Source organism: Lewinella sp. (assembly GCF_050633125.1).
GTDB lineage: Bacteria > Bacteroidota > Bacteroidia > Chitinophagales > Saprospiraceae > Lewinella.
The window spans coordinates 23,378-44,154 of sequence record NZ_JBOEFX010000109.1 but is presented as its reverse complement, the minus strand read 5'-3'; the positions used below and the strand labels follow the sequence as shown (position 1 = coordinate 44,154).

Annotated in this window: 14 protein-coding genes; 9 read left to right on the top strand and 5 right to left on the bottom strand. The window is 44.6% G+C overall.

Annotated elements, in window-relative coordinates; translation table 11 throughout:
• The first annotated feature begins 111 nt into the window (after positions 1 to 111).
• Complete coding sequence (locus ACRBG0_RS21915) at positions 112 to 1,377, top strand: glutamate-5-semialdehyde dehydrogenase (protein ID WP_431488984.1); 1,266 nt, start codon at positions 112 to 114, stop codon at positions 1,375 to 1,377.
• Here the strand turns inward: ACRBG0_RS21915 and rfbD are convergent.
• Both rfbD and ACRBG0_RS21905 read right to left on the bottom strand, forming a co-directional pair.
• A complete protein-coding gene (rfbD, locus tag ACRBG0_RS21910) occupies positions 1,367 to 2,245 on the bottom strand; it encodes a dTDP-4-dehydrorhamnose reductase (protein ID WP_431488983.1) in 879 nt (292 codons plus the stop codon). The two genes, ACRBG0_RS21915 and rfbD, sit on opposite strands and share 11 nt — an antisense overlap.
• 106 nt (positions 2,246 to 2,351) lie before the next feature.
• Complete coding sequence (locus tag ACRBG0_RS21905; RefSeq protein WP_431488982.1) at positions 2,352 to 3,224, bottom strand: UDP-2,3-diacylglucosamine diphosphatase; 873 nt, start codon at positions 3,222 to 3,224, stop codon at positions 2,352 to 2,354.
• A 145-nt stretch (positions 3,225 to 3,369) separates the two neighbouring features.
• On the opposite strand from ACRBG0_RS21905, the gene ACRBG0_RS21900 reads away from it, so the two are divergent.
• On the top strand, positions 3,370 to 4,272 hold the full coding sequence (locus ACRBG0_RS21900) for a histone deacetylase family protein (protein WP_431488981.1): 903 nt from the start codon (positions 3,370 to 3,372) through the stop codon (positions 4,270 to 4,272).
• A gap of 743 nt (positions 4,273 to 5,015) precedes the next feature.
• Here ACRBG0_RS21900 and ACRBG0_RS21895 read toward each other — a convergent pair.
• Positions 5,016 to 6,497 carry a hypothetical protein gene (locus ACRBG0_RS21895; RefSeq protein ID WP_431488980.1) on the bottom strand — a complete coding sequence of 494 codons (1,482 nt, stop codon included), beginning with the start codon at positions 6,495 to 6,497 and terminating at the stop codon, positions 5,016 to 5,018.
• A 212-nt stretch (positions 6,498 to 6,709) separates the two neighbouring features.
• Here ACRBG0_RS21895 and ACRBG0_RS21890 point away from each other — a divergent pair, with 212 nt between their 5' ends.
• Together ACRBG0_RS21890 and ACRBG0_RS21885 are read left to right on the top strand one after the other, a co-directional pair.
• Positions 6,710 to 9,169: a BamA/OMP85 family outer membrane protein gene (locus tag ACRBG0_RS21890; protein WP_431488979.1), complete on the top strand. Its 2,460-nt coding sequence runs from the start codon at positions 6,710 to 6,712 to the stop codon at positions 9,167 to 9,169.
• Between the two features lie 170 nt (positions 9,170 to 9,339).
• On the top strand, positions 9,340 to 10,086 hold the full coding sequence (locus ACRBG0_RS21885; protein WP_431488978.1) for an energy transducer TonB family protein: 747 nt from the start codon (positions 9,340 to 9,342) through the stop codon (positions 10,084 to 10,086).
• 190 nt (positions 10,087 to 10,276) lie between these two features.
• Here the strand turns inward: ACRBG0_RS21885 and ACRBG0_RS21880 are convergent, their stop codons facing one another.
• Complete coding sequence (locus tag ACRBG0_RS21880) at positions 10,277 to 10,879, bottom strand: Uma2 family endonuclease (RefSeq protein WP_431488977.1); 603 nt, start codon at positions 10,877 to 10,879, stop codon at positions 10,277 to 10,279.
• A gap of 51 nt (positions 10,880 to 10,930) precedes the next feature.
• A complete protein-coding gene (locus tag ACRBG0_RS21875) occupies positions 10,931 to 11,485 on the bottom strand; it encodes a hypothetical protein (protein ID WP_431488976.1) in 555 nt (184 codons plus the stop codon).
• Between the two features lie 87 nt (positions 11,486 to 11,572).
• On the opposite strand from ACRBG0_RS21875, the gene ACRBG0_RS21870 reads away from it, so the two are divergent.
• The 5 genes from ACRBG0_RS21870 to ACRBG0_RS21850 all read left to right on the top strand — a co-directional run bounded on the left by ACRBG0_RS21870 (position 11,573) and on the right by ACRBG0_RS21850 (position 20,660).
• Positions 11,573 to 14,674: an adenylate/guanylate cyclase domain-containing protein gene (locus tag ACRBG0_RS21870; protein ID WP_431488975.1), complete on the top strand. Its 3,102-nt coding sequence runs from the start codon at positions 11,573 to 11,575 to the stop codon at positions 14,672 to 14,674.
• Between the two features lie 129 nt (positions 14,675 to 14,803).
• Complete coding sequence (locus tag ACRBG0_RS21865; RefSeq protein ID WP_431488974.1) at positions 14,804 to 15,814, top strand: SRPBCC family protein; 1,011 nt, start codon at positions 14,804 to 14,806, stop codon at positions 15,812 to 15,814.
• Positions 15,815 to 15,922: 108 nt separating this feature from the next.
• Complete coding sequence (locus tag ACRBG0_RS21860) at positions 15,923 to 16,510, top strand: alpha-ketoglutarate-dependent dioxygenase AlkB (protein WP_431488973.1); 588 nt, start codon at positions 15,923 to 15,925, stop codon at positions 16,508 to 16,510.
• Between the two features lie 75 nt (positions 16,511 to 16,585).
• Positions 16,586 to 17,890 carry an amidohydrolase family protein gene (locus ACRBG0_RS21855; RefSeq protein ID WP_431488972.1) on the top strand — a complete coding sequence of 435 codons (1,305 nt, stop codon included), beginning with the start codon at positions 16,586 to 16,588 and terminating at the stop codon, positions 17,888 to 17,890.
• 580 nt (positions 17,891 to 18,470) lie between these two features.
• Positions 18,471 to 20,660 (top strand): T9SS type A sorting domain-containing protein, encoded by a 2,190-nt coding sequence (locus ACRBG0_RS21850; protein WP_431488971.1) that lies wholly within the window; start codon positions 18,471 to 18,473, stop codon positions 20,658 to 20,660.
• Positions 20,661 to 20,777: the final 117 nt, after the last annotated feature.

The following is a 20,777-nucleotide window of genomic DNA, read 5'->3' as shown; positions in this document are numbered from 1 at the left end:
ATTTCCGGGGCCCTCTCTGTTTTAGAACTAGGAGTAATTATTTAAGGTTAATACCTTTGCCATTGTATCCTTGGAGAAGGCCGATGGGTTTTCGGTAAAATCATTAAAACTATGAGGGCAACCTACGAAACTTTAGTTTACCCCGAACTTGATAAGGTAAGACAGGCTGTTAGGCGATTAATGAACCTTAGAGAGAGGGAAATTGCAGATATATTAAATGCGCTAGCTGATTTGTCAGAGGAAGAGGCTCCCTTTTTACTCAAAGCAAATCAAGAGGATCTAGATCGAATGGCAAAAGATGATCCTAAGTACGATAGGCTGTTATTAACAGCGTCACGGATAGCAGCTATTGCCACTGATTTACGGAAAGTGGCTAGTTTACCCTCTCCTTTGGGGAACCTTTTAGAGGAGCGCAAGGTGGAATCGGGATTGATATTGAAGAGAATTAGTGTACCATTGGGAGTTGTAGGGATTATTTTTGAATCTCGCCCAAATGTAACTTTTGATGTCTTTTCTTTGTGTTTGAAATCGGGAAACGGAGTTGTTTTAAAAGGTAGTCGAGATGCCCATAGCTCGAATTTGGCAATCTTGCAACTCATCAAAACGGTTTTAGCACCTTACGGGATAGAGGACTGTTGCTACCTTGCTCCAAGTGAGCGGGAAGCATTACCCGCGATTTTACAGGCCGATGAATATATAGATGTGATTATTCCTCGAGGAAGCCAGGGCTTAATCAGGTTCGTTAGAGAAAACGCCAGGGTTCCTGTGATCGAAACAGGAGCTGGAATAGTTCATACATACCTGGACAAAACAGCGGATATCACCAAGGCCAAAGGGATTGTTACGAATGCGAAAGCACGTAGAGTGTCTGTATGTAATGCACTTGATTGTTTACTTATTCATGAAGAGATTGCAGAGCAATTACCATTTGTCGTATCTGATCTTGGCAGCTTGTATGAGTGTAAAATTTTAGCCGATGAACAGGCTTATACGCTATTGACGGGCACTTATCCAAAAGAATTGTTATTTGCAGCTAATGCTGATAGCTTTGGAACGGAATTTTTAAGTATGCAGCTTGCAATCAAAGTAGTTTCTGATATAGAGGAAGCGCTTGACCATATTGCAAAGTACAGTTCCAAGCATAGTGAGGCGATTGTTGGAGAAGACGAAGCTACCTGCGATTATTTTCTCAAGCAGGTAGATGCCGCAGTGGTATATGCAAATACAACCACTGCTTTTACTGACGGAGCACAGTTTGGAATGGGGGCAGAAATAGGCATTAGTACCCAAAAATTACATGCAAGAGGTCCTATGGCCTTACAAGAATTGACTTCTTACAAATGGATTGTAAAGGGGAGTGGTCAGATTAGAGAGTAATTTTCAGTAAACAACGCTGAAGAGCATCCCGCCAATGGGGAATTTTAAGTCCACTGGCTTGTTTGATTTTTGCTTTGTTAAGGACACTATAATGTGGACGTTGAGCTGGGGTTGGATATTCCCAGCTTTCAATGGGATCGACGTTACATGATATTTCTGCTATTTCAAAAATGGCGAGTGTAAAGTCATACCAGCTACAAACACCTTCGTTGCTGTAATGGAAAATGCCAGCCAGTTGATGAAGTTCTAGTAAGCCGGTTTCAACTTTTTCAATAAGTTGTAAGGTAAATAACGCCAAGTCATAAGCATAGGTAGGCGTTCCAACTTGGTCGAAAACAACTCGTAACTCGGGACGTTCCTTACCCAGTCGGAGCATTGTTTTAACAAAATTGTGCCCATAGCTACTATAGACCCATGAGGTACGAATAATGGTAGCTAAAGGAAGGGCTTTACTTATTTTTTGATCGCCGGCTAACTTAGAGGCTGCGTAAACACCTCTGGGGTGAGTGGGATCATTCTCTTTGAGTGGGCGATCAATTCCAGATTGGTAGACATAATCTGTACTATAGTGAACTAAGTGGGTGTTATAAATCTTGCAGATAACCGCTAGTTCCTCAGCAGCGACGGCATTAATAGCAAAGGCATTCTCTTGCTCTTGCTCAGCCAGGTCTACAGCAGTGTATGCCGCAGTATTCATGCAATATTGTGGACGGTGAACAGCAAAAAAAGCTTCCACTTGTTCCGTGTCAGTAATATCTAGTTCTTGCCGGGTAGGCAATAGGAAGTCCCACTGCGGGAAAATAGCAGCTAAAGAAGCAAACTCTTTTCCGAGTTGACCACCAGCACCCGTAATTAGGAGCTTAGGCATAGCTCAATAATTTTAAATGTACATAAGTAACGCACAAGATAGAGCTACAGAGAGTATTGAGCGATAAATTAGCTAGCTATCTACTTCTTTGAAAAAATAAGAATCGCTAAGAGACTAGCCCCATGATATTTTGTAGTAATGCTTCGGGCGAGCTGTTTTTTTTTAATTCGAGGTCTTCCTCATCAGTTGAAGGAATTGCAGATTCTTTTACAATCAAGCGATTACTGACGATTTGATAATCAGCAGGATCGTATTGATAGATACTCCACTGTCCCCATTGGTACTCAAGCGCGGTGAGGTTTTCGACCCAGTCACCTGCATTGAGGTAGGTAATTGGATGGCCGTGAGCGTTGGTAGTTCTCATTTGGGGCTGGTGTATATGCCCACAGATAACGTAGTCGTATTTTTGTTGGCCAGCTAGATCAATGGCTGTTTCCTCAAAGTCACTAATAAAACTGACTGCCTTTTTTACGCGTTGTTTAGCCTCTTTGGCTAAAGACATTGGTTGAAGGCCAAAGACTTTGCGGATTTTGTTCACAAAACGATTAAAGACAATAAGGTAATCGTAACTTTTTCCACCTAGCTTTGCTATAAAAGGGGAATAACGGACGGATAGATCAAAGATGTCACCATGGAAGACCCAGGCACGTTTATCTTTTAATTGGAGAACCAACTTATCGCGTAAATGAATGTTACCAGTAGAGAAATCTGAGTAACGACGAAGCGTATCGTCGTGATTACCTGTAATGTAATAGACTTTAGTGCCTTTGGCTGCCATTTTTAATATACGCTGAATCACTTGCATATGTTCCTTGGGAAAATATCGTTTTCTGAATTGCCAGATATCAATGAAATCTCCATTGATTACAAGTGTCTTTGGGCGAATACTTTTTAGATAGGTAAGTAGTTCCTTGGCGTGACAGCCATAAGTGCCCAAGTGGACGTCAGAAATAACAACAATATCTGGCTCACGCTTCATGGCGGGATGGGCTTTGTTTTTGATGTTGCAATTTCCTCAGATGGTGTGAAGTAGACGTGAAGAGACGGTTATTTTTAATTTAATTTTGAGGTATTTTGTAATTCTTTAATAAAGGACAGCGTATTAAATATTTTTTGAAGAGCTGATGATCAAAATTGCGTATTCCCCGATCTATAAATACCAATTGCCCGAAGGACACCGATTTCCGATGGCTAAATATGAGTTACTGCCAGAGCAGTTGTTGTATGAAGGGACGGTAACCGAAGAGCAGTTCTTTCCTCCTGAGCGATTATCTGAAGAAGTACTGCTTTGGACACATACTAAAGCGTATTGGCAGAAACTTCAGGAACAAAAGCTGAATAGAAAGGAAGAGCGGGCTATTGGCTTTCCAATGAGACTAGATTTAATTGAACGAGGTCGGTATATTTCGCAGGGGACCATTCAGTGTGCACAGTATGCTCGGAGAAATGGCGTTGCACTAAATATAGCAGGAGGTACACACCATGCTTTTGCGGATAGGGGAGAAGGCTTTTGTGTATTTAATGATTTTGCTATTGCTGCTAATTATTTGTTGAAAAGAAAGGAAGCAGAGCGGATCTTAATAGTAGACCTTGATGTGCATCAAGGGAATGGTACTGCCAGTATATTTAAAGATGAGCCCCGGGTTTTTACCTTTAGTATGCACGGAGAACGAAACTACCCACTTCGAAAAGAACATTCAGATCTAGATATCGGCCTTCCTGATAAAACAGGTGGAGAGGTGTATTTACAAAAACTAGAAGCAATCTTGCCTCTTTTGCTCAAGCAGCATCAGCCAGATATGGTGTTTTACTTAGCAGGGGTAGATGTCTTGGCAACGGATCGATTGGGGCGTTTGAGCCTAAGTGTACAAGCTTGTAAACAAAGAGATCAATATGTTTTTGAAACTTGTAGGGCATTTAAGCTGCCCGTTGCTGTAAGTATGGGAGGTGGTTATTCACAGCGGATAGCTCATATTATTGAAGCTCATGCAAACACCTATAGGGCAGCAAGTGATGTATTTGGTTAGTATAGCTCCGTATTCTGGAGGTATCAATAGTGGTAATGATGGGGTATAAACAAAAAAAAGTCATCCGCAGTACGGATGACTTTTTACTTATAATCCCATGAACATATCCAAAATAAGTAGCTCTTTTGAAAAAAAGAGGTCAGAAATTTTGCTGAACGATATCAGCGGACTATCTTCGTCCTCATAATCAGTCGAAAAAAACGTACATAACCTTAACAAATTGTAATCTCACGACTGACTGAGTATAATCCCATGAATAACGACCTTTCGAAGGTGAGGAGAGCAATTCCTCACCTTTTTTTATTCTATAGTTAAAGGATTTAATCTGAGTAGCTGTAGTCCGTCCTGACAAAAGTTGTTGCCAGGACGTCCCACCACCAACAAATTATAATCCCATGAACATGTCAAATTTGAAATCGCAAAGGTTGCTTTCAATCTCTTTGCTTTGTTAGTGTGGGCCTTTCCTCCCGATCACATTACAAATATGGGGTAAAGATGAAGGGGGAACAAAGACAAAAAAGGTAAATTGTGAATTTTTTATATGGTAAAATAAATCGTAATCATTTGATTACTAGGTATTTGTGTGTGTTTAAAGTGAATTTTATTTTTTTTATACGCTATTGGTAAAGCCAAAAAAATGTTGATTTTTTGCGTATTTTTTTTGTGGATGCTAGAAAAAAAGAAAAAAGCCCTGCTGAAAACATTTTCAGCAGGGCTTTTTATCAGTATGTTCAAGAAGTATTTTACTCTTCTTCTTTCATTAAATCATTGAAGTCTTCCTTCAGGTCATCAACCTTCTCGTCAATTTTAGCCGCAACGACTTCTGCTACTGCTTTAACTGTATCAACAACATCTTCGAGCGATTCCCCAATGGTTGTACCAATAGCATCAAGCAATGACTCCTCAGGAGCAGGAGGTGTCTCCACTTTAGGAGGGGTTTCTGCTTCAAGGCTATCTTTTTCAGACGAAGGTTCGGCAACCGTTTTCTTACTACCCCCCTTTTGCTCATTGATGGCTTGGGCAGCGCTTGCCAATTGATCGCCACTTTCTTGTTCGAGCTTTTCTTGTTGTTGGCGGATGTCTTCGGCAATCTTTTCTTTGGCCTTGGCTTCTGCTTCCCGACGTGCAGCTTCTTCCTGGCGCTTGGCTTGGCGTTGTGCTTCGCGAGCTTTTTCCTTTTCTATTTTATCTTCCAGCTGGACCTTGGTCTTCATCATGTCCTCGTACTTCTCCTTTTTAGAGTTGACACGCTGTTCGATCATTTGAATTTTTGCCTGACGAATCTGGGCTTCCAGCTGGCCATCTGTACGATCAATTTTGCGGGCCTGAAAAGCTAGGTCATCCTCATCTCGCTTGATGGACCGTTCCATCTTTTCAATAGCATTGAGTAGGCCATTGTAGCGGCTGGTGATTCGGTCAAGTGGTGAGTTTCCTCCACCGGAACCTCCATCGCCACGATCACCAAAACGTTTTTCTTTTACCTCTTTAAATGCATTATCAATACGCTGCCACAATTTATTGCGATGTTCTTTGGTAAAAGTGGTGCCGCGTAGATCTTTTTGCAAGCGCTTAAGCTCGTCAAAAATTTTATTGAGGTGTGTATTTTCTTTAATACGCTTCTCGACATCTTCAATTGTTTCGCTAAAGCGCTGCATATTTTCCTTAGAGCTTTCGCGAAACTGGTCATCCATCTTACTACGCAGGGCCTTCAAAGCATCGAATGCCTTGTTGGTACGTGCCTTGATTTCATCAGCATGCTCTCTGAGTAAGGTCCGGTCGCGCATTTGCTGCTGGACTTTTCCCCAGAAATTTTTCAGATTTCCCCATAGTTCTTTATCGTAATCCTTGAGGCTAGCTAGCTTTTCCTCAAGTTCTTTAAGTTCATTACGGTATGCGTCACTTAGCTTGGAGGAAAGTACGACGAAATGCCACTCCGTTTGCGCTCGCTGAATAAGGTCGGTCCTTTCTACTTTAATCTCCTCAGGGAGAATACTTTCAGTAATAGACAACTCGCGAGAGAAGGTTTGGTGACCTTCCGGGAAAACGACAGGTTCATCTTTGTCATTTCGCCAGTTGTCCATCATTTGCTGATAGAAGTCATCCGTAGCTAGGGCTTCGGAAAAGGTGTAAATGATCACCTTGTTTTCATCAATCTTCAATTCGAGGGCTACGAGAATGCGTTCATCGGCAGCATCCGTTCCCCAAAGTACAATCTTATTTCTCATTACTTACGTGCTTGTTCACTGGTGTTAATGACAGTGATTTCGTGCAAAAAGAGACAGGATTACCTGCCCTTGTATTCCTATGTGCTGGTTAGCATATACTTAAGAGGATGCCAAACCTGCAAAGCAAAAGTAGGAAATTCTTATTATAGATAGGCTACCTCTTAAATTCGATTTGTTTGAGATACAACGCTATAAGCTGATAAAAGCTCTTTATGGCAAATATTTTCATTATGAACTACTTAGGGAAGTTTATACTCATAGCACTATTAGGTTTACCTATTGCCTTGGGTGCACAAGAGGCCTTGGTTTATGAATTAGCTGGTATTCAGGTGCATGGCTGTAAAAGAACTGCTCCAGCTGTCGTCCGCCAAATGAGCGGTTTGAGGGCAGGGGATAAAATTCAACTTCCTGGTAATACAATACCTCAAGCTGTGCGTAGATTGTTGCAGCAACAGCTCTTTAGTGATGTCCAAATTGTTCAGGAAAAAACGGAGATGGATTTGGTCTGGCTTTCTATTACGGTAGAAGAAGCCCCACTGCTGGAAGCCGTTACTGTAAATGGGCTTTCTCGCCGAAAGAACGAGGAATGGGTGGAATGGCTGAAGCAGCAACACCCGCTTAAGACGTCTTGGTTGCCCGCTGGAGAAGCACAACTTAAAAGTGCTATTCATCAACGTTTAGAAGAGGAGGGTTATGCTCCTGAAGGTTATGTGCTGACGAGCGGTATAACAGCAGGTGGTATAGCATTGGTTGTACAGTTTGATAAGCCCCAAAAGCAAAAGCTCATCGATATTCACTGGGATGGCGTGAGTCAGCAGCAAATCAAAGGCTTGAATAAGGCCATCGGCGTAAGCCGGTGGCGGAAAATTGTTTTCTCTTCCGTAGAGCAAGCTCGCATCCGATCGGCAGTATTGCATTATTACCGTGATCAAGGGTATGTAGATGCAGCAATCACGCAAGACAGTAGTTGGCAGAATGAGCGCAATCAGTGGCATTGGCAGCTCAAAATTGAAGAAGGTGCACCTTATTATATAGGAACGATTGGTTGGAAAGGTGCTCATCGTTACGATACTTCACTATTGGCACAGGTCCTAGAGATCAAGGCAGGCGACCCTTATCGACCATCTTTTTTGGACAAAAAGCTGCATTTTGATCCGGAGAATGGTGATCTCAGTGGCTTGTATATGGATAATGGGCACTTGTTTTTTAAAGCAGAAGCCATTGTCACTAGCCTACGAGGTCACACCGTGGACATTGAAATACAACTTCAGGAAGGGCCTGTCGCTATTATCAGTGAAGTCAATATAACTGGCAACGAGCGTACCAATGAGCATGTGATTCGCCGAGAGTTGCGTACCCAGCCTGGTGAGCCTTTTAGTCGTGAGGAGGTTTTGCGCTCCCAACGAGCCCTCATCAACCTCGGCTATTTTAAGCCAGAAACCATGGGGATTCGTACGGATGTGGATCCGGAATCTGGGATGGTTGCAATTACTTACGACGTAGAGGAAGATCGCAATGATAAGTTCGAGTTGGCTGCGAGTCTCAACCCTGGGAGTGGCAATGGCGTAGGTATGGTAGGGACCTTAGGATTTACCTTTAATAATTTTTCACTTCGGCAATTGTTAGCTGGTGATTGGCGCTCGGCCCATGGCGATGGACAACAACTTAGTATTCGCGCACAATCCAGTGGTTTGGGTTTTCAGTCTTACAACCTCAGCTTTTTGGAGCCGTGGTTTAAGGGCAAGCCTCAGTCTTTAGGTTTCAGTGTGTTTCATCAGCGTTTTGCCGAACAGGATAGCCTGGAGAATTGGGAGACCTTATCGGTGACGGGCGCCAATTTGCGCTTGGGGCAACGACTGCCGTGGGGGAATGGCGGCTGGACGTTGAATAGTGAGTTAGGCTACCAATACATTCGTCTGGATAATTTATTAAGCATTGATTTGGATGATGGTACAGCTTTGAGTTCGGGTAAATTTCAAAATATTTACACCCAGCTAAAATTGGCTTACCGGAACATCAATGATCCGTTCTTTCCACGCCAAGGCGGAAGTTTTGAGGCTTCTGGGCAATGGACGCCACCGTGGCAGCGAACATTTGACGGAGAAGGTAATGAACAGTTTAGCCGTTTGGCTTACCATAAATACCGTATCCAAGGCGAAAAGTATTTCCCCTTGGGGCGCAAAGCCGTACTAAAGACAAGTGCTAAAATGGGGTGGCTGATGAATTACCGTGCCAATCAATCTACCTCACCTTTTGAACGCTTTGAACTCGGAGGAAATGGCATGACCGGAAGTCAACAGGCCGCTTTTGTAGGTAACGATCTGTTGTCATTGCGCGGTTATGACCTCAATGATATCCCCGGCAGTGTTGGTGGGGGAGGTGCGGCCTTTAGCAAGTTTACGGCAGAGGTTCGCTATCCGCTGTTTAATAGTGGCGCGGCGCGAGGATATGTACTCGGATTCGCCGAAGCCGGCAACAGTTGGAAGTCTGTCCAGGACTTTAACCCTTTTGACCTGTATCGCTCTGCGGGGCTAGGCGTGCGTTTCCAGTTACCTATGTTTGGTACCATTGGCTTTGATTATGGACTAGGCTTTGATCAGCCCGGTTTTCAGCTGAAAGAATGGCAACAGTATGGCACCTTTAACTTGATTTTGGGCTTTGAGCCGGAGTAAAGATGTGTTTATTGTTTGACCTCCAAAGGTTGTTAATAGCAAGTGAAAATATCCCAGGCCATTTTAAAGCGGGTGAAATGCTTGTTTTTAACAGCCATCTACTTGTTATATAGGTGTTAAATGAGCGTGGAAATCAATGGCGTTTCAGCCGTTCATTTTACTTTAGTACCATGAAAAGTAAATGGATAACACTCGTTTTTGTGGTTTTGGTTTTTTCCACTCTTGGTTTTTCTCAAGAGGAGCGAAGTAGCACCTTTAGCTATGAGGTCAACAGGGTTTACCCCTATCTTTCCGTGACCAGTGAAGAACTCAAAGAAGCTACTACTATCGCAGACCTTGATCACCGTTACAAGCCATCGTGGGTAAAAGAATATATGTCTGTCGAGGTATCTGCTACTTGCCAAGGGCAGTTGCGTAAAGTGGTTGGCAAAAATGATCAACTCACCCCTGCGCAAAAAGTTATCCTCAATACCGCCGATGCCGGTACGGACATTTTTGTAAAGGTGGTTTACCTCCCTCAGAATTCATTAGCTTATAATGAGAAAAAAGAAATGGAGATCGTGTTTACTGTAGATCCCGATACCGAAGCTCACTATGCTAGCGGGCAGGAGCAATTGATGCAGTACTTAAAGGAAAATGTTATTGACAATATTCCGGTAGGGAGTTTCAAAGGTTACGATTTGGCAGCCGTCAAGTTTACTATTACAGAAGAAGGTGAAATTACGAATGCGCATATCTTCGAGAGTGCGAAGGATGATGACATTGATGCATTGTTACTAGCTGCAATCAGCCGTATGCCTTGCTGGGAGCCTGCTGTTTATGCAGATGGGACCAAGGTGCAACAAGAATTTGCCTTTACCGTCGGGAATATGGAAAACTGTATGGTTCATCTTTTAAGTATTCGTCGTGGACACTAACTAAAAGACTGGTCTTTATTATTTCCTTTGGGCAGCTGGCATCGCCTGTAGGCTCGCCACCGCGCTATCCACTCTTTCCGCACCCCGCTTGGGCGGGGAATGCGGAACCGCTCCTATCACTGCTGCTGCTCCTCCGTGCGCCGTGCTTCGCTATTCGCTACGCACCTTCAAAAAAAGTAAAGGACGAGGCTTAATCCCGCCCAAACTCTGCTGGCCCTAACTGCAAGGTGTTTCGGTAAATAGTCTCCATAGAGATATAGGTGTCAAGGGTGTGGATATAGATTTCCTTATCCAGTCCAATAGTTGTTACCATTTTCCAGGAAGATTGATCTTCTCTATACAAGATATCAACAACCGGCTTTTTAGAATCTATAAGGACGTATTCCTGAAAGGAAGGCAGAGAGCAATATTTGTGAAACTTATCACCACGGTCATAGCGTTCCGTAGATTTTGAAAGGACCTCGACAATCAAAATGGGGTTGGTAACCGCATGAGGGTCCACTTCAGAAATCTCGACTTCTCCGCAAACGATCATCCCGTCTGGGTAAACAAAAGAATTGGAAGCGTCGACATAAACACGAACTTCGCTGTTAATCGGGATACAAGCAAGCTTTTTCTTATCAATAGCATTACCCAAGGCAATATTAGCGTTCGAGCCAATAATACCATGATCAATAGTGCCACCACTCATGCCTACTATCCGTCCGTGATAGTATTCACTCTTTTCCAGAGCATTCTCCTCTATCTCAAGGTATTCCTGGATAGTGTACTTGTTAATTTTTTTTTCAGCCATGATTAGGTACTAATTGCAGTAAATATACTGCAATTAGCAACATTAATCAAGCTACTGTTTTTTAGGTAAGTCCTTTAGCAGCGCCTTTGCTTCCTCGGTTGGGTAGGCACCATCGGCAACGATTTTCTCTAGCTTTTGGCGGGCTTCATAAACGTTGTTAAATTCTACGTAATTCATCACCAAGTACCAATTGCTGATTTCAAAGGCTTTTCCCATAGACGACTGGATACGCTGGAAAGTATTAAACGCATCGAAATTTTTATTGGCCATCAATTGCGAGATGCCGTGGTACAGCTGGATGTAGCCAGCTTGCTCTAGCGACCGTGCATTGTTGGGGAAGAGGTCAATCGCTTCCTCGTAACGGCCGGCATTATAAGCTTCCATTGCAACTAAAATGGCCGAATCCTTTTCGTTTTGAGAAATTGCTGTCAACTCATCAGGATAAGCCTTGAGGTAACGTTCCAGCAAGTGGCCCAAAGGCTTTTCGGAATGGTCAACAGTACTTGCTGCCGTAGTAGAACTGCCGTCGTTTTTACAGGCTGTTGTGATAGTAAGGAGGCTCAGTGCAAATAGCGCGAGCAGGGAAAAACGGTATATAGAATTCATAATTAAGATCATTTTCCGCAAAATTAATCCTAATCCGTTAATTAGCAAGTATCCGAGATGATTGTCAAAAGACTTACCTTGGTGCTAATGAGAAGGTATGCATTCATTTTAGGGCTACTATTGGGCGGTATCTCCAATACGGCAACACTAACGGGACAAGGTCTGGATACGGACCTTGAGGTCTATGAGTTTTCTGATGGGCTCAGTCATCGTAATGTTTTTAAGATTCTTCAGGATACTACTGGTATGATCTGGCTGGCGACGATCAACGGCCTCAATAGTTTTGATGGTTATGCTTTTCGTACTTATAACCCTGGTTCTGTACAAGGTAAGTTGCCTGTTGAAATGGTGGCGGATATGGTGTTGGGGCCAGATCAAAATTTTGTCTTAGCTAGTCCGGATTTTCTAACCTCCTTTGTGCCAGAAGAACGTAAAGCACTTGCCCAGCAGATTAAGCCAGGGGAGTTGGTGCGCAGAGAATCGCTAGCTCCTCATAACTTGTGTTTTGTTGAGGATCAACTTTGGTGTACTGTTTATGACGAAAAAAATGGGCAAAATTGGTTGGCACGCCAGCAGCCGAATGGTTTAGAGTTGCTACGTAGGTTGCCAGGGTCAGGGACCCAAAGAGCGATGGCTTCGTGGCAAGGCCAGCTTGTAATGGCCAATAGTGACAATAAACTGGATGTTTTGGCCCGGAATGGTACCCTGCTGCGTACGCTGGAAATAGGTGGAGGCACAAGCCAGATTGCGGCGTTGTATGTGCATGGTGAAGAACTATGGGTTTTATTAGAAGATGGTCGAATTTATATCCAAACCAGTGGAGAAGAGGTTGCGGTGCGCTGGGGTACATTGCCCTTTACACATAGCGAAGCGCAGCTAGGAGCCCTGCTTGTAGAAGAGGATCAGGATGTATGGGTCGGAGGCTTTGGTACGCTTTGGTACTATGATCATTGGCAAAAGAATTGGGTCGATTACGATCAGGCTATTCGGCAGGAATTAAAGAACACTTGTACTTATCGTCAAGTCTACCAGGACTACTCCGGTGCAATTTGGTTGGCTACCGATTTTGGAGCGCTAAAGATTACGCAATCAGACCGGCTATTCGATCATTATCTCAGTGGCGGAAGTGAATATTGTAGCAATGTTTATTGCAGTATCCGTGGGATGACAGAAGATGATGCTGGGAATATCTATTTTTCTTACTATAACTCGCTGCATGTACTGGACCCAGAAAACCAGTTGCTGCGACCACTTTTTCCCCGGCAGGATTATTTCAATTATCCTTTTGGGATCGCTTACGCAAAGGGGGCGCTTTTTACCGGCAACGGTATTCGCATTGATCTTGATAATTTGGAAATAGACACCCTTTTTGCAGGTAGTCGTGAAGACCGAGGTGCTGTTTTGGTTGATCCTCGGGGAGATGTTTGGATAGGTTACGATCAGCAACTTTACCGCTACGACGAGGCGACGCAAAAGGCAGAGGCGGTTTTTACCAATGATAGTTTACCTATCAGTGGAACGATTTCCCATTTATATCAGTCTCCTGGAAAGGAACGTATTTGGATTGCTACGCTGGACAATGGACTTTACGGCTGGGCCCCAGGAGAGGATACTCCCAGTATTCATTATTCTACAGCACAGAATAGTCCGGTAATTTTGCCACATCAGCAAATCAACGCAGTACTTTCTCTAAAGGAAGGGGAGTTGTGGCTGGGTACTGCTCGAGGGCTGGTGAAGCTGAATATTAATACCAATAAGTTACAAACGTTTACCCAACAGGAAGGCTTACCTAATGATTTTATCAATGGTATTTTGCCGGAAGGAGATAGTTGTTTGTGGGTTAGTACCGACAATGGCTTGAGTAGGATCAATGTAAGAAACGGGCGCACGTTTAATTTTTCTGTTGCGGATGGCCTTTCTGCAAATGAGTTTAACCGAGCATCGTTTTTCAAGGCGAAGAATGGGCGGTTTTATTTTGGAGGCCTTAATGGTGTCAATACCTTTTTGCCAGATGAACGCTACCGGGCACAAAAGGATGCCCGTCGCTCGCTGGCGCTAGTGCTCACCAGTTTTAGTTATTTGGATGGCCAGGGAGACAGTCTGCGTACGTTTATTCGGCAGCAACAAAATGGTATAGCCCCCTTTACCCTTACGCATCGTGACCGAATGTTTACCGCAGAGTTTGCGCTGATGGATTATCGCAATCCTGCCGAGAATACCTTTCAGTATTATCTAGAGGGTTACGACGAGGAGTGGTCTAGCCCCAGCAATCTTCCAATGGTACGTTTTTCCGATCTTAAACCGGGCAACTATACCTTGCATGTTCGTGCTCGTAGTGGGCGAGAAGCCTGGGGGACGCAGGAGATTATGGTTCCAATACTTATTCAGCCTGCACTTTACCAGCGATTATGGTTTTGGCCTTTATTGATTTTACTGGGCATCGTTTTCGCGGGAGGTTTGATGCAATACCGGGTCTATGCCTTGCAAAAAAGAAGAGAAGAGTTGGAGGCGGAGGTTGCTAATCGTACCCAGGAGCTAGAAGCCGAAAAAGAGAAAAGCGAAGAACTTTTACTAAATATTCTACCCGCAGAATTGGCTCAAGAACTGAAAGAAAATGGCTTTGCTAAAGCCAAGCGGCATGAGCGAGTGACTGTTATGTTTAGTGACTTTAAGGGATTTACAGCTATTTCTGAACAGTTGGAACCGGAAGAATTAGTGGCAGAGATTGATCTTTGTTTTAGGGCTTTCGATGAAATAACGGAGCGGCATGGATTGGAAAAGATCAAAACGATTGGGGATGCTTATTTAATGGTGGGTGGTATCAGCCAGAAAGCAGAAGATCAGGCCCGACGGGTCGTCATGGCTGCATTGGAGATACAGGAGTTTATGAAAGCGATTGCAGTAGAGCGAAGATTACACAACCGCCATTTCTTTGAGGCCCGTATTGGTATACACACAGGCCCATTGGTAGCAGGTATCGTAGGAATCAAAAAGTTTGCCTATGATATTTGGGGAGACACCGTCAATATAGCTTCTCGCATGGAAACCAATGGCTTGGTAGGGGAGGTAAACCTTTCTGAGGCAACCTACAAATTAGTAAAAGAAGACTTCCGTTGTAAGCCGTATGGCCAGTATTCTGAAAATACAACGGAACTGAAAATGTTTTTAGTAGAAGAGTATACAAGGTAGGTTTTGTTATAAGAAAAAAATAATCAAACAAATGTTGTTTTAATTCCGTAACTTGCTCTTGGTTATGGGTAACTAACTAGTATTGGTACCTGATAAGCACTAACATTCTTTTATCAAAACCACTTGTTTATGAAAGTTTTAAAAACCTTAGGCCTTGTAGTTTTAGGCTTGTTGGCTATTGTCGCCTTGTTGGGACTGATTGCGCCCAATCAGGTTGTTATCAGCCGTTCTACGACGATTAATGCAGCTCCTGCTACAGTTTATCAAGTTGTCAGTGAATTACCTAGTTGGGAACGCTGGTCGCCCTGGCAGCGGCGTGACGCGACCATCAAGAATGAATACAGCGAAACCACAGCTGGTGCCGGTGCCTATTACACCTGGACGAGTGAAGATAGTGGTGCCGGACAGTTAACGATTACCGATGCCTGGGGCCCTGATAGTTTACACACTTTGATAGAATTTGACGGACAAGGCAACACCAATTCCAACTGGTATTTTAAACCAGCCGATAAAGGCACAGAAGTCACCTGGACCTTTGATTCCAAATTTCCTTTCCCGTTCAATGCGATGCTTCTTTTTCAGGATTTTGAAGGGATGATTAGCAAGGACTATGAGGAAGGCTTAGCTTTCTTAAAGGAAGAGGTAGAAAGCATTTTACCTGCTGGGCCAGATCTTACTATCCAGGAAGTTGATTTCCCAGCTACGCATTACCTTGTTAAACGAGCTACCGTTGCGATGAAGGATATGGGGGCGCATTTTCAGGAAGTAATGCCTGCGGTGGGTATGGCTTTTGGCGAGAGTGGAGTAGCAATGGCAGGTACGCCTACTGGCTTGTTCTATACCTGGGATGAAGAAACGCAAACATCAGACGTAGCTATAGGTATTCCTGCCGCTAGCGGAGCAGCAATAGAAGGTCTTACTTCAATAGATATTCCCGCAGGTCGTGCCTTGCAAATTAATTATGTGGGCCCTTATGAAGGAACGGGTGCTGCACACGAAGCTCTTGATGCTTATATGGTAGCCAATGGGCTGAAATTTCAAGCACCTGCTATCGAAAAATACATGGGGGATCCAGGCCCAGATACCGAAACAGATCCCAATAAATGGATGACGCAAATCGTGTATTTGTTGGAAGAATAGGGTTGAATTCGAATAGTGTGTTTAATTGAGTAAGGCGCGAAGGTGCTCACCTGCCAGTAAAGAGTGGGGAGTATTTTCGTGCTTTTTTTTCTTTAAGTTTATCGACTTATGAACCATGAATTGTTTGAGCCGATTCCTTTAGACGAAAAGGCCAAAGTCTATGTTTCCAACACCGTTCCTCAATTCAATTTACCGTATGAAGCCTTTTTGCAACTTTGGGAAAGGCATCCGCCATCCTACCATCGGTTGATGATGCATGGTAAAGAGGTGCTTACGCCACGTTGGCAACAGGCTTATGGCAAAAATTACCGGTATACTGGATCTCAAAACAACGCGCTTGCTATTGGTCAGGATTTGAAGGGATACCTCGATTGGGCTTGTGAGCATATTGATTCGCGGCTAAATGGTTTGCTGCTAAACTGGTACGATGGCCAGCAAAACCATTATATTGGAGCACATCGTGACGACACTCGTGACCTGATGACTGACAGCCCTATTGTCACGATCTCGCTAGGGCAAGAACGTGTTTTTAGGCTGCGGCCACATGGCAAGAAAGGGTTTAAGGATTTTACGGTTAGAAACGGAGAAGTAATTGTGATCCCCTGGGAGACCAATCTTAGCTGGACGCACGAGGTTCCGGCTTTTAAGAAGTACAATGGGAAAAGAATATCTATTACGATGCGGGCTTTTAAGTAAGAGCGTTCGAAAAAAAATAATCTACCTTCATCCCTAACGTAATCAGATAGTTAATTCAGAATGATACCATAAGCTATGGGGAAAGTACTATGCTTAAGTCTGGCGCTGATATACAGCTGTTCATTTCTAAAAACAGCTACTGACCCAGTTTATAAAGTGATTAAAGATGTCAATGTTGTTGATGTCGTCAATGGGGAATTGCTGAAGTCTCAAACGGTTGTTCTCAAAGATTCACTCATCCATTTTATAGGAAACGAATGGCTGGCACCCTCCAATGCCCAGATTATTACTGTTGATGGTAGTGGTAAATACCTGATGCCCGGAATGTGGGATATGCACTTTCATCTTGCCTGGGATGCAGGTAATGACTCCCTGTTATTCGATGTTTTATTAGCACATGGAATCACAGGAGTGCGCGATATGGGTGGAGATTTAGCTATTCAGCAGGGGATGAAGCAAAAAGTTGCAGTAGACCCAACGCGAGGGCCAGCGATATTTGGTGCCGGCCCGATATTGGATGGTAATCCGCCAGTGATGTACGATTTTACAATCCCGATAGATGGGACCTCTACGCCCATTGAATTTTTATTGGATAGTTTGGTAGCTGCGGGCTCCGATTTTTTCAAGACCTATTCCTTGATACAGGAGCCAGTAGTAGAGGCCATTGCTGCTTACGCTGATGAACACGAACTATCTTTTGCCGGGCACTTATCTGAATATATAGAACCTGAAAAGTCTATTCAAATAGGCCAAAAAAGTATTGAGCACCTTAACCGCTTGGACGAGATTTGGCAAGTTGATACTGCTCGGATTATCCGTATTGCTGAGCTTATGAAAGAAGAGGACACCTGGCTATGTCCAACCCTTTTGATTTATGAGGTGAAAGCGCGAATGTGGGACAGTGCGCTGATCCAGCCAGTTTATGAGCCATTTATCCACCCTTTTTTGCAGCAAGAGTGGCAAAGTAGCCGAGCCCGTCGATTAAGCAAGAATACCCAGGTCGATTGGGAGAAGCAGGAGCGCCTTTTCGAGCAACAAAAAGCACTGGTTGGTTTCCTGCACCAGCAAGGTGTGAGCATCTTGGCGGGTACTGATTTTGCTGGTATGCCCTACGTGTATCCTGGTATTGGGCTTCAGCAAGAGATACAGCTCCTCCACGAAGCAGGGCTTAGTAATGCCGAGGCATTGGCAGCAGCAACTATCAATCCGGCCCTTTTTATGGGGACCCAGGATATGTCTGGTACCGTAGCTGTTGGGAAGTATGCTGACTTGGTACTACTCCGGGAAAATCCGTTGGAGGATATAAAGGCAGTAGCGCAGATCGACCAAGTATTTCGGAAGGGGAGGGGTGTTCGCGTAGCTCACGGAGGTACTCGCTGACGCTCGTGTTTGTGTTCGCTGCGTTCACGGAGGTACTCGCGTTGCTCGTGGTGATGCTCGCTGTACTCGCGGTAGTATTCGTCCCTAAGTTTTGGGCTGCATCTTACCAAAAAAAGCTTTAACTTAATTTTAATAAGTTTTACAACGCGATTTTACATTTTCCTCGTCCTGAGGGCTCTCTATAATTTATTAACTTATTACTTAATGACCAATTATGGTTCAACATCATTTTGCCCTTGGGATATTGAGCCGGATAATCCACATTCGCCCGGCACCGTTAGCACTTGGCCGTATTTACGTACTTTGATCGCCGACTACAATGCTCAGAACCCCAACACGTACAATCTCTTCTTTGTTGAAGACGGAAATTTAATTAAAGAAGTGGAAAATTTCGTACTTACCGGCACGAAGCCTTCCGGCGAGTATACCGATGGTTTTGATATTTTCAGCGGTTGCTCGGACTTTCCTCGCGGATATTACCAACCGACCAGGCAGTTCATGATCATGACTGACTTTTACTCCGACTGGCTGACTCGATTTTTTTGTTCTCTGACATTTTTTTGTTTCAATTCTAGGTATTATGAAAATTTTCAACATACACTTGATTTCTATTGTTCTGGTTTTAGGTTTCCCTATTTTATCAAATGCTCAGGTAACTTACAGTAAGCTGTATTCGACTACCGAAGCGTTAAGAGATCATTCCCAAGGAATGGTAGTAACTAGTAACAGTATCGTCATCAACGCTAAACAAAGTTGTTGGGAAGGAGATAATATATTTCTTTCATGTACTATTATTAACCAGTTTACTTATGAAGGAGAATTAGTACGGACCGTGACACTTGATACCCTTTTCCCGGAAGGAGCCAATCGACTGATCTTCTACGATGATAAGTATTATCTCACAGGCCATCGTCATGGAGATGGAACTAATAGACCTACTTTACTATATGTGTTTGACGAAGATTTTAATCTTCTCAATGGCTTGGACGTGCCCAGTTTTAATCTTGGTGATCCAAATAGCGAAGGAATCATCGCGGGAGAAGAATTTCTTTACCTGTACGGTAATATACGTTTACCAGATATTACCCAAAGTCGTGCTCAAATAATCAAGCTAAATCGGAACACACTAGAAATAATTTGGGAACGCCTATTACCGCACGAACACAATCGAAATTACCTCTACGATCTTCAATTCACCCCCCAGGGCGATCTCGCTGTACTACGCGAACGCTCGAACGGTCCCGGCGACGGGGGTGATGTCGGTCTGGATCTCCTCTTGCTGGATACCGCCGGGAATATTTTACAAAATCGCTTTTTAGGAGATGATAATATAAGTCGATTCCAAAGTCTCCACGTAGATGAGCAGGGCAATTTCTACTATGGTTCTCTATTGTTACCCGATGAGGAAATACTTGAATCCATGGGTGTGGTCAACCAGCTCAACCCTACGCTGGACAGTATACTTTGGAGTTCTCGGCTACCCGTCAATCGTTTCTCGCTAGGGCGGCATTACCAGACTCGGGACATTCAGCAGGCCGCTAACGGTGATTTACTGGTATGCGGTACGACTTGGGAGCTCAGCGGCGAAGGGGTGTTTTCGACCAATCAAACCTACCACGGCTACATCGCGCGCATCAGCCCCCAAGGCGAAAAGCGCTGGGTACGCGTGTACCAGCACCCCAGCTACGCCGAACCCACCGATTCGCTGGGGCGCTACCGGCCCTCGTTTCTAAACAAAGTGGCGGAAACACCAACCGGTGAGATCGTCGCAGCGGGCCACGTATGGTACGACGATCGGCAGGTCCAGGCCATCCCCGAAGCGGCGGCGGCCAGTCATCTGTGGCTGCTCTCGGTGGATGCGGACGGCTGCGTGACCGGCGAGGAATGCAAGGAGCGCGTGCTGCTGGACAGCATCGGCCCGCCAGACCTGAGCCTGCACATCGGTGCCCGCTGGACGTACGAGGAGGTCGACGACGGCTACCGCGTGGTGCCCGCCGTGTACGAAATCGTGGATACTACGGTCCTCAACGACACCACCGCTTTCGTGGTCGAAAAAGTCGAGGGGGCCGCTGAAATAGGGCAACTCACCTACGTACACGTACGAGCGGACAGTGTTTACCACTATAACGCAATAGAGGATCGTTTCGAGTTGCGCTTTGTTTACGAGTCGCCCACTACCGAGTCGGATTTGCTCGATTTTACCGTCAACTACGAAGCCCCTTGGCACGGCCCGTGCGCTCCGGGCCCGGACGTTGCCCAGGTCTACGTCGACTCCCTGACGCTACGCAACATCGACGGCTATGCTTTTCCGATCCAAAACCTGCGCGTGGCCAACAACGGCTCGTTCGTACACGATCTGACCGGCAGGGTGTACACCGGCATCGGCAACGACAAAAGTTTTCGTTTGGGACTAGGTTACGGTCTGTGCGACTTTCCTTGGTACACCACCAAGCTACGCTGCTTCGAAGCCAACGGTCTGACGCACAATTTCGTAGACTATCCCTGTGATTCTACCTGGCTGGTTTCCAGTACCGAGGATTTGACTTTTGATACGCCGGTAGAGGTGTTTCCCAATCCTAGTCGGGGAGAGATTCACTTACGTGGCTTACCCGCCAGACCGGTGCCCTATGTAGTGTATGATTCGCAAGGTAAGCTCATACAAAATGGCATGCTGCGGCATAATCAACTGAGGCTAGACACCCCAGGAGTCTACTTTTTGTACTTGACCGTACGGGATAAAGTGGTCGTTAGGAAATTGGTGATATTTTAAATTATAGTTCGTCAAGGTAGGATTGGTGAGAATTTGAAGACGCTATTTTTTCCATTCGCAAGGCGAAAAGCGCAGGCAACGTAGCGCGTTGGCGAGGCTTTTCAACGCAGCGAAGGG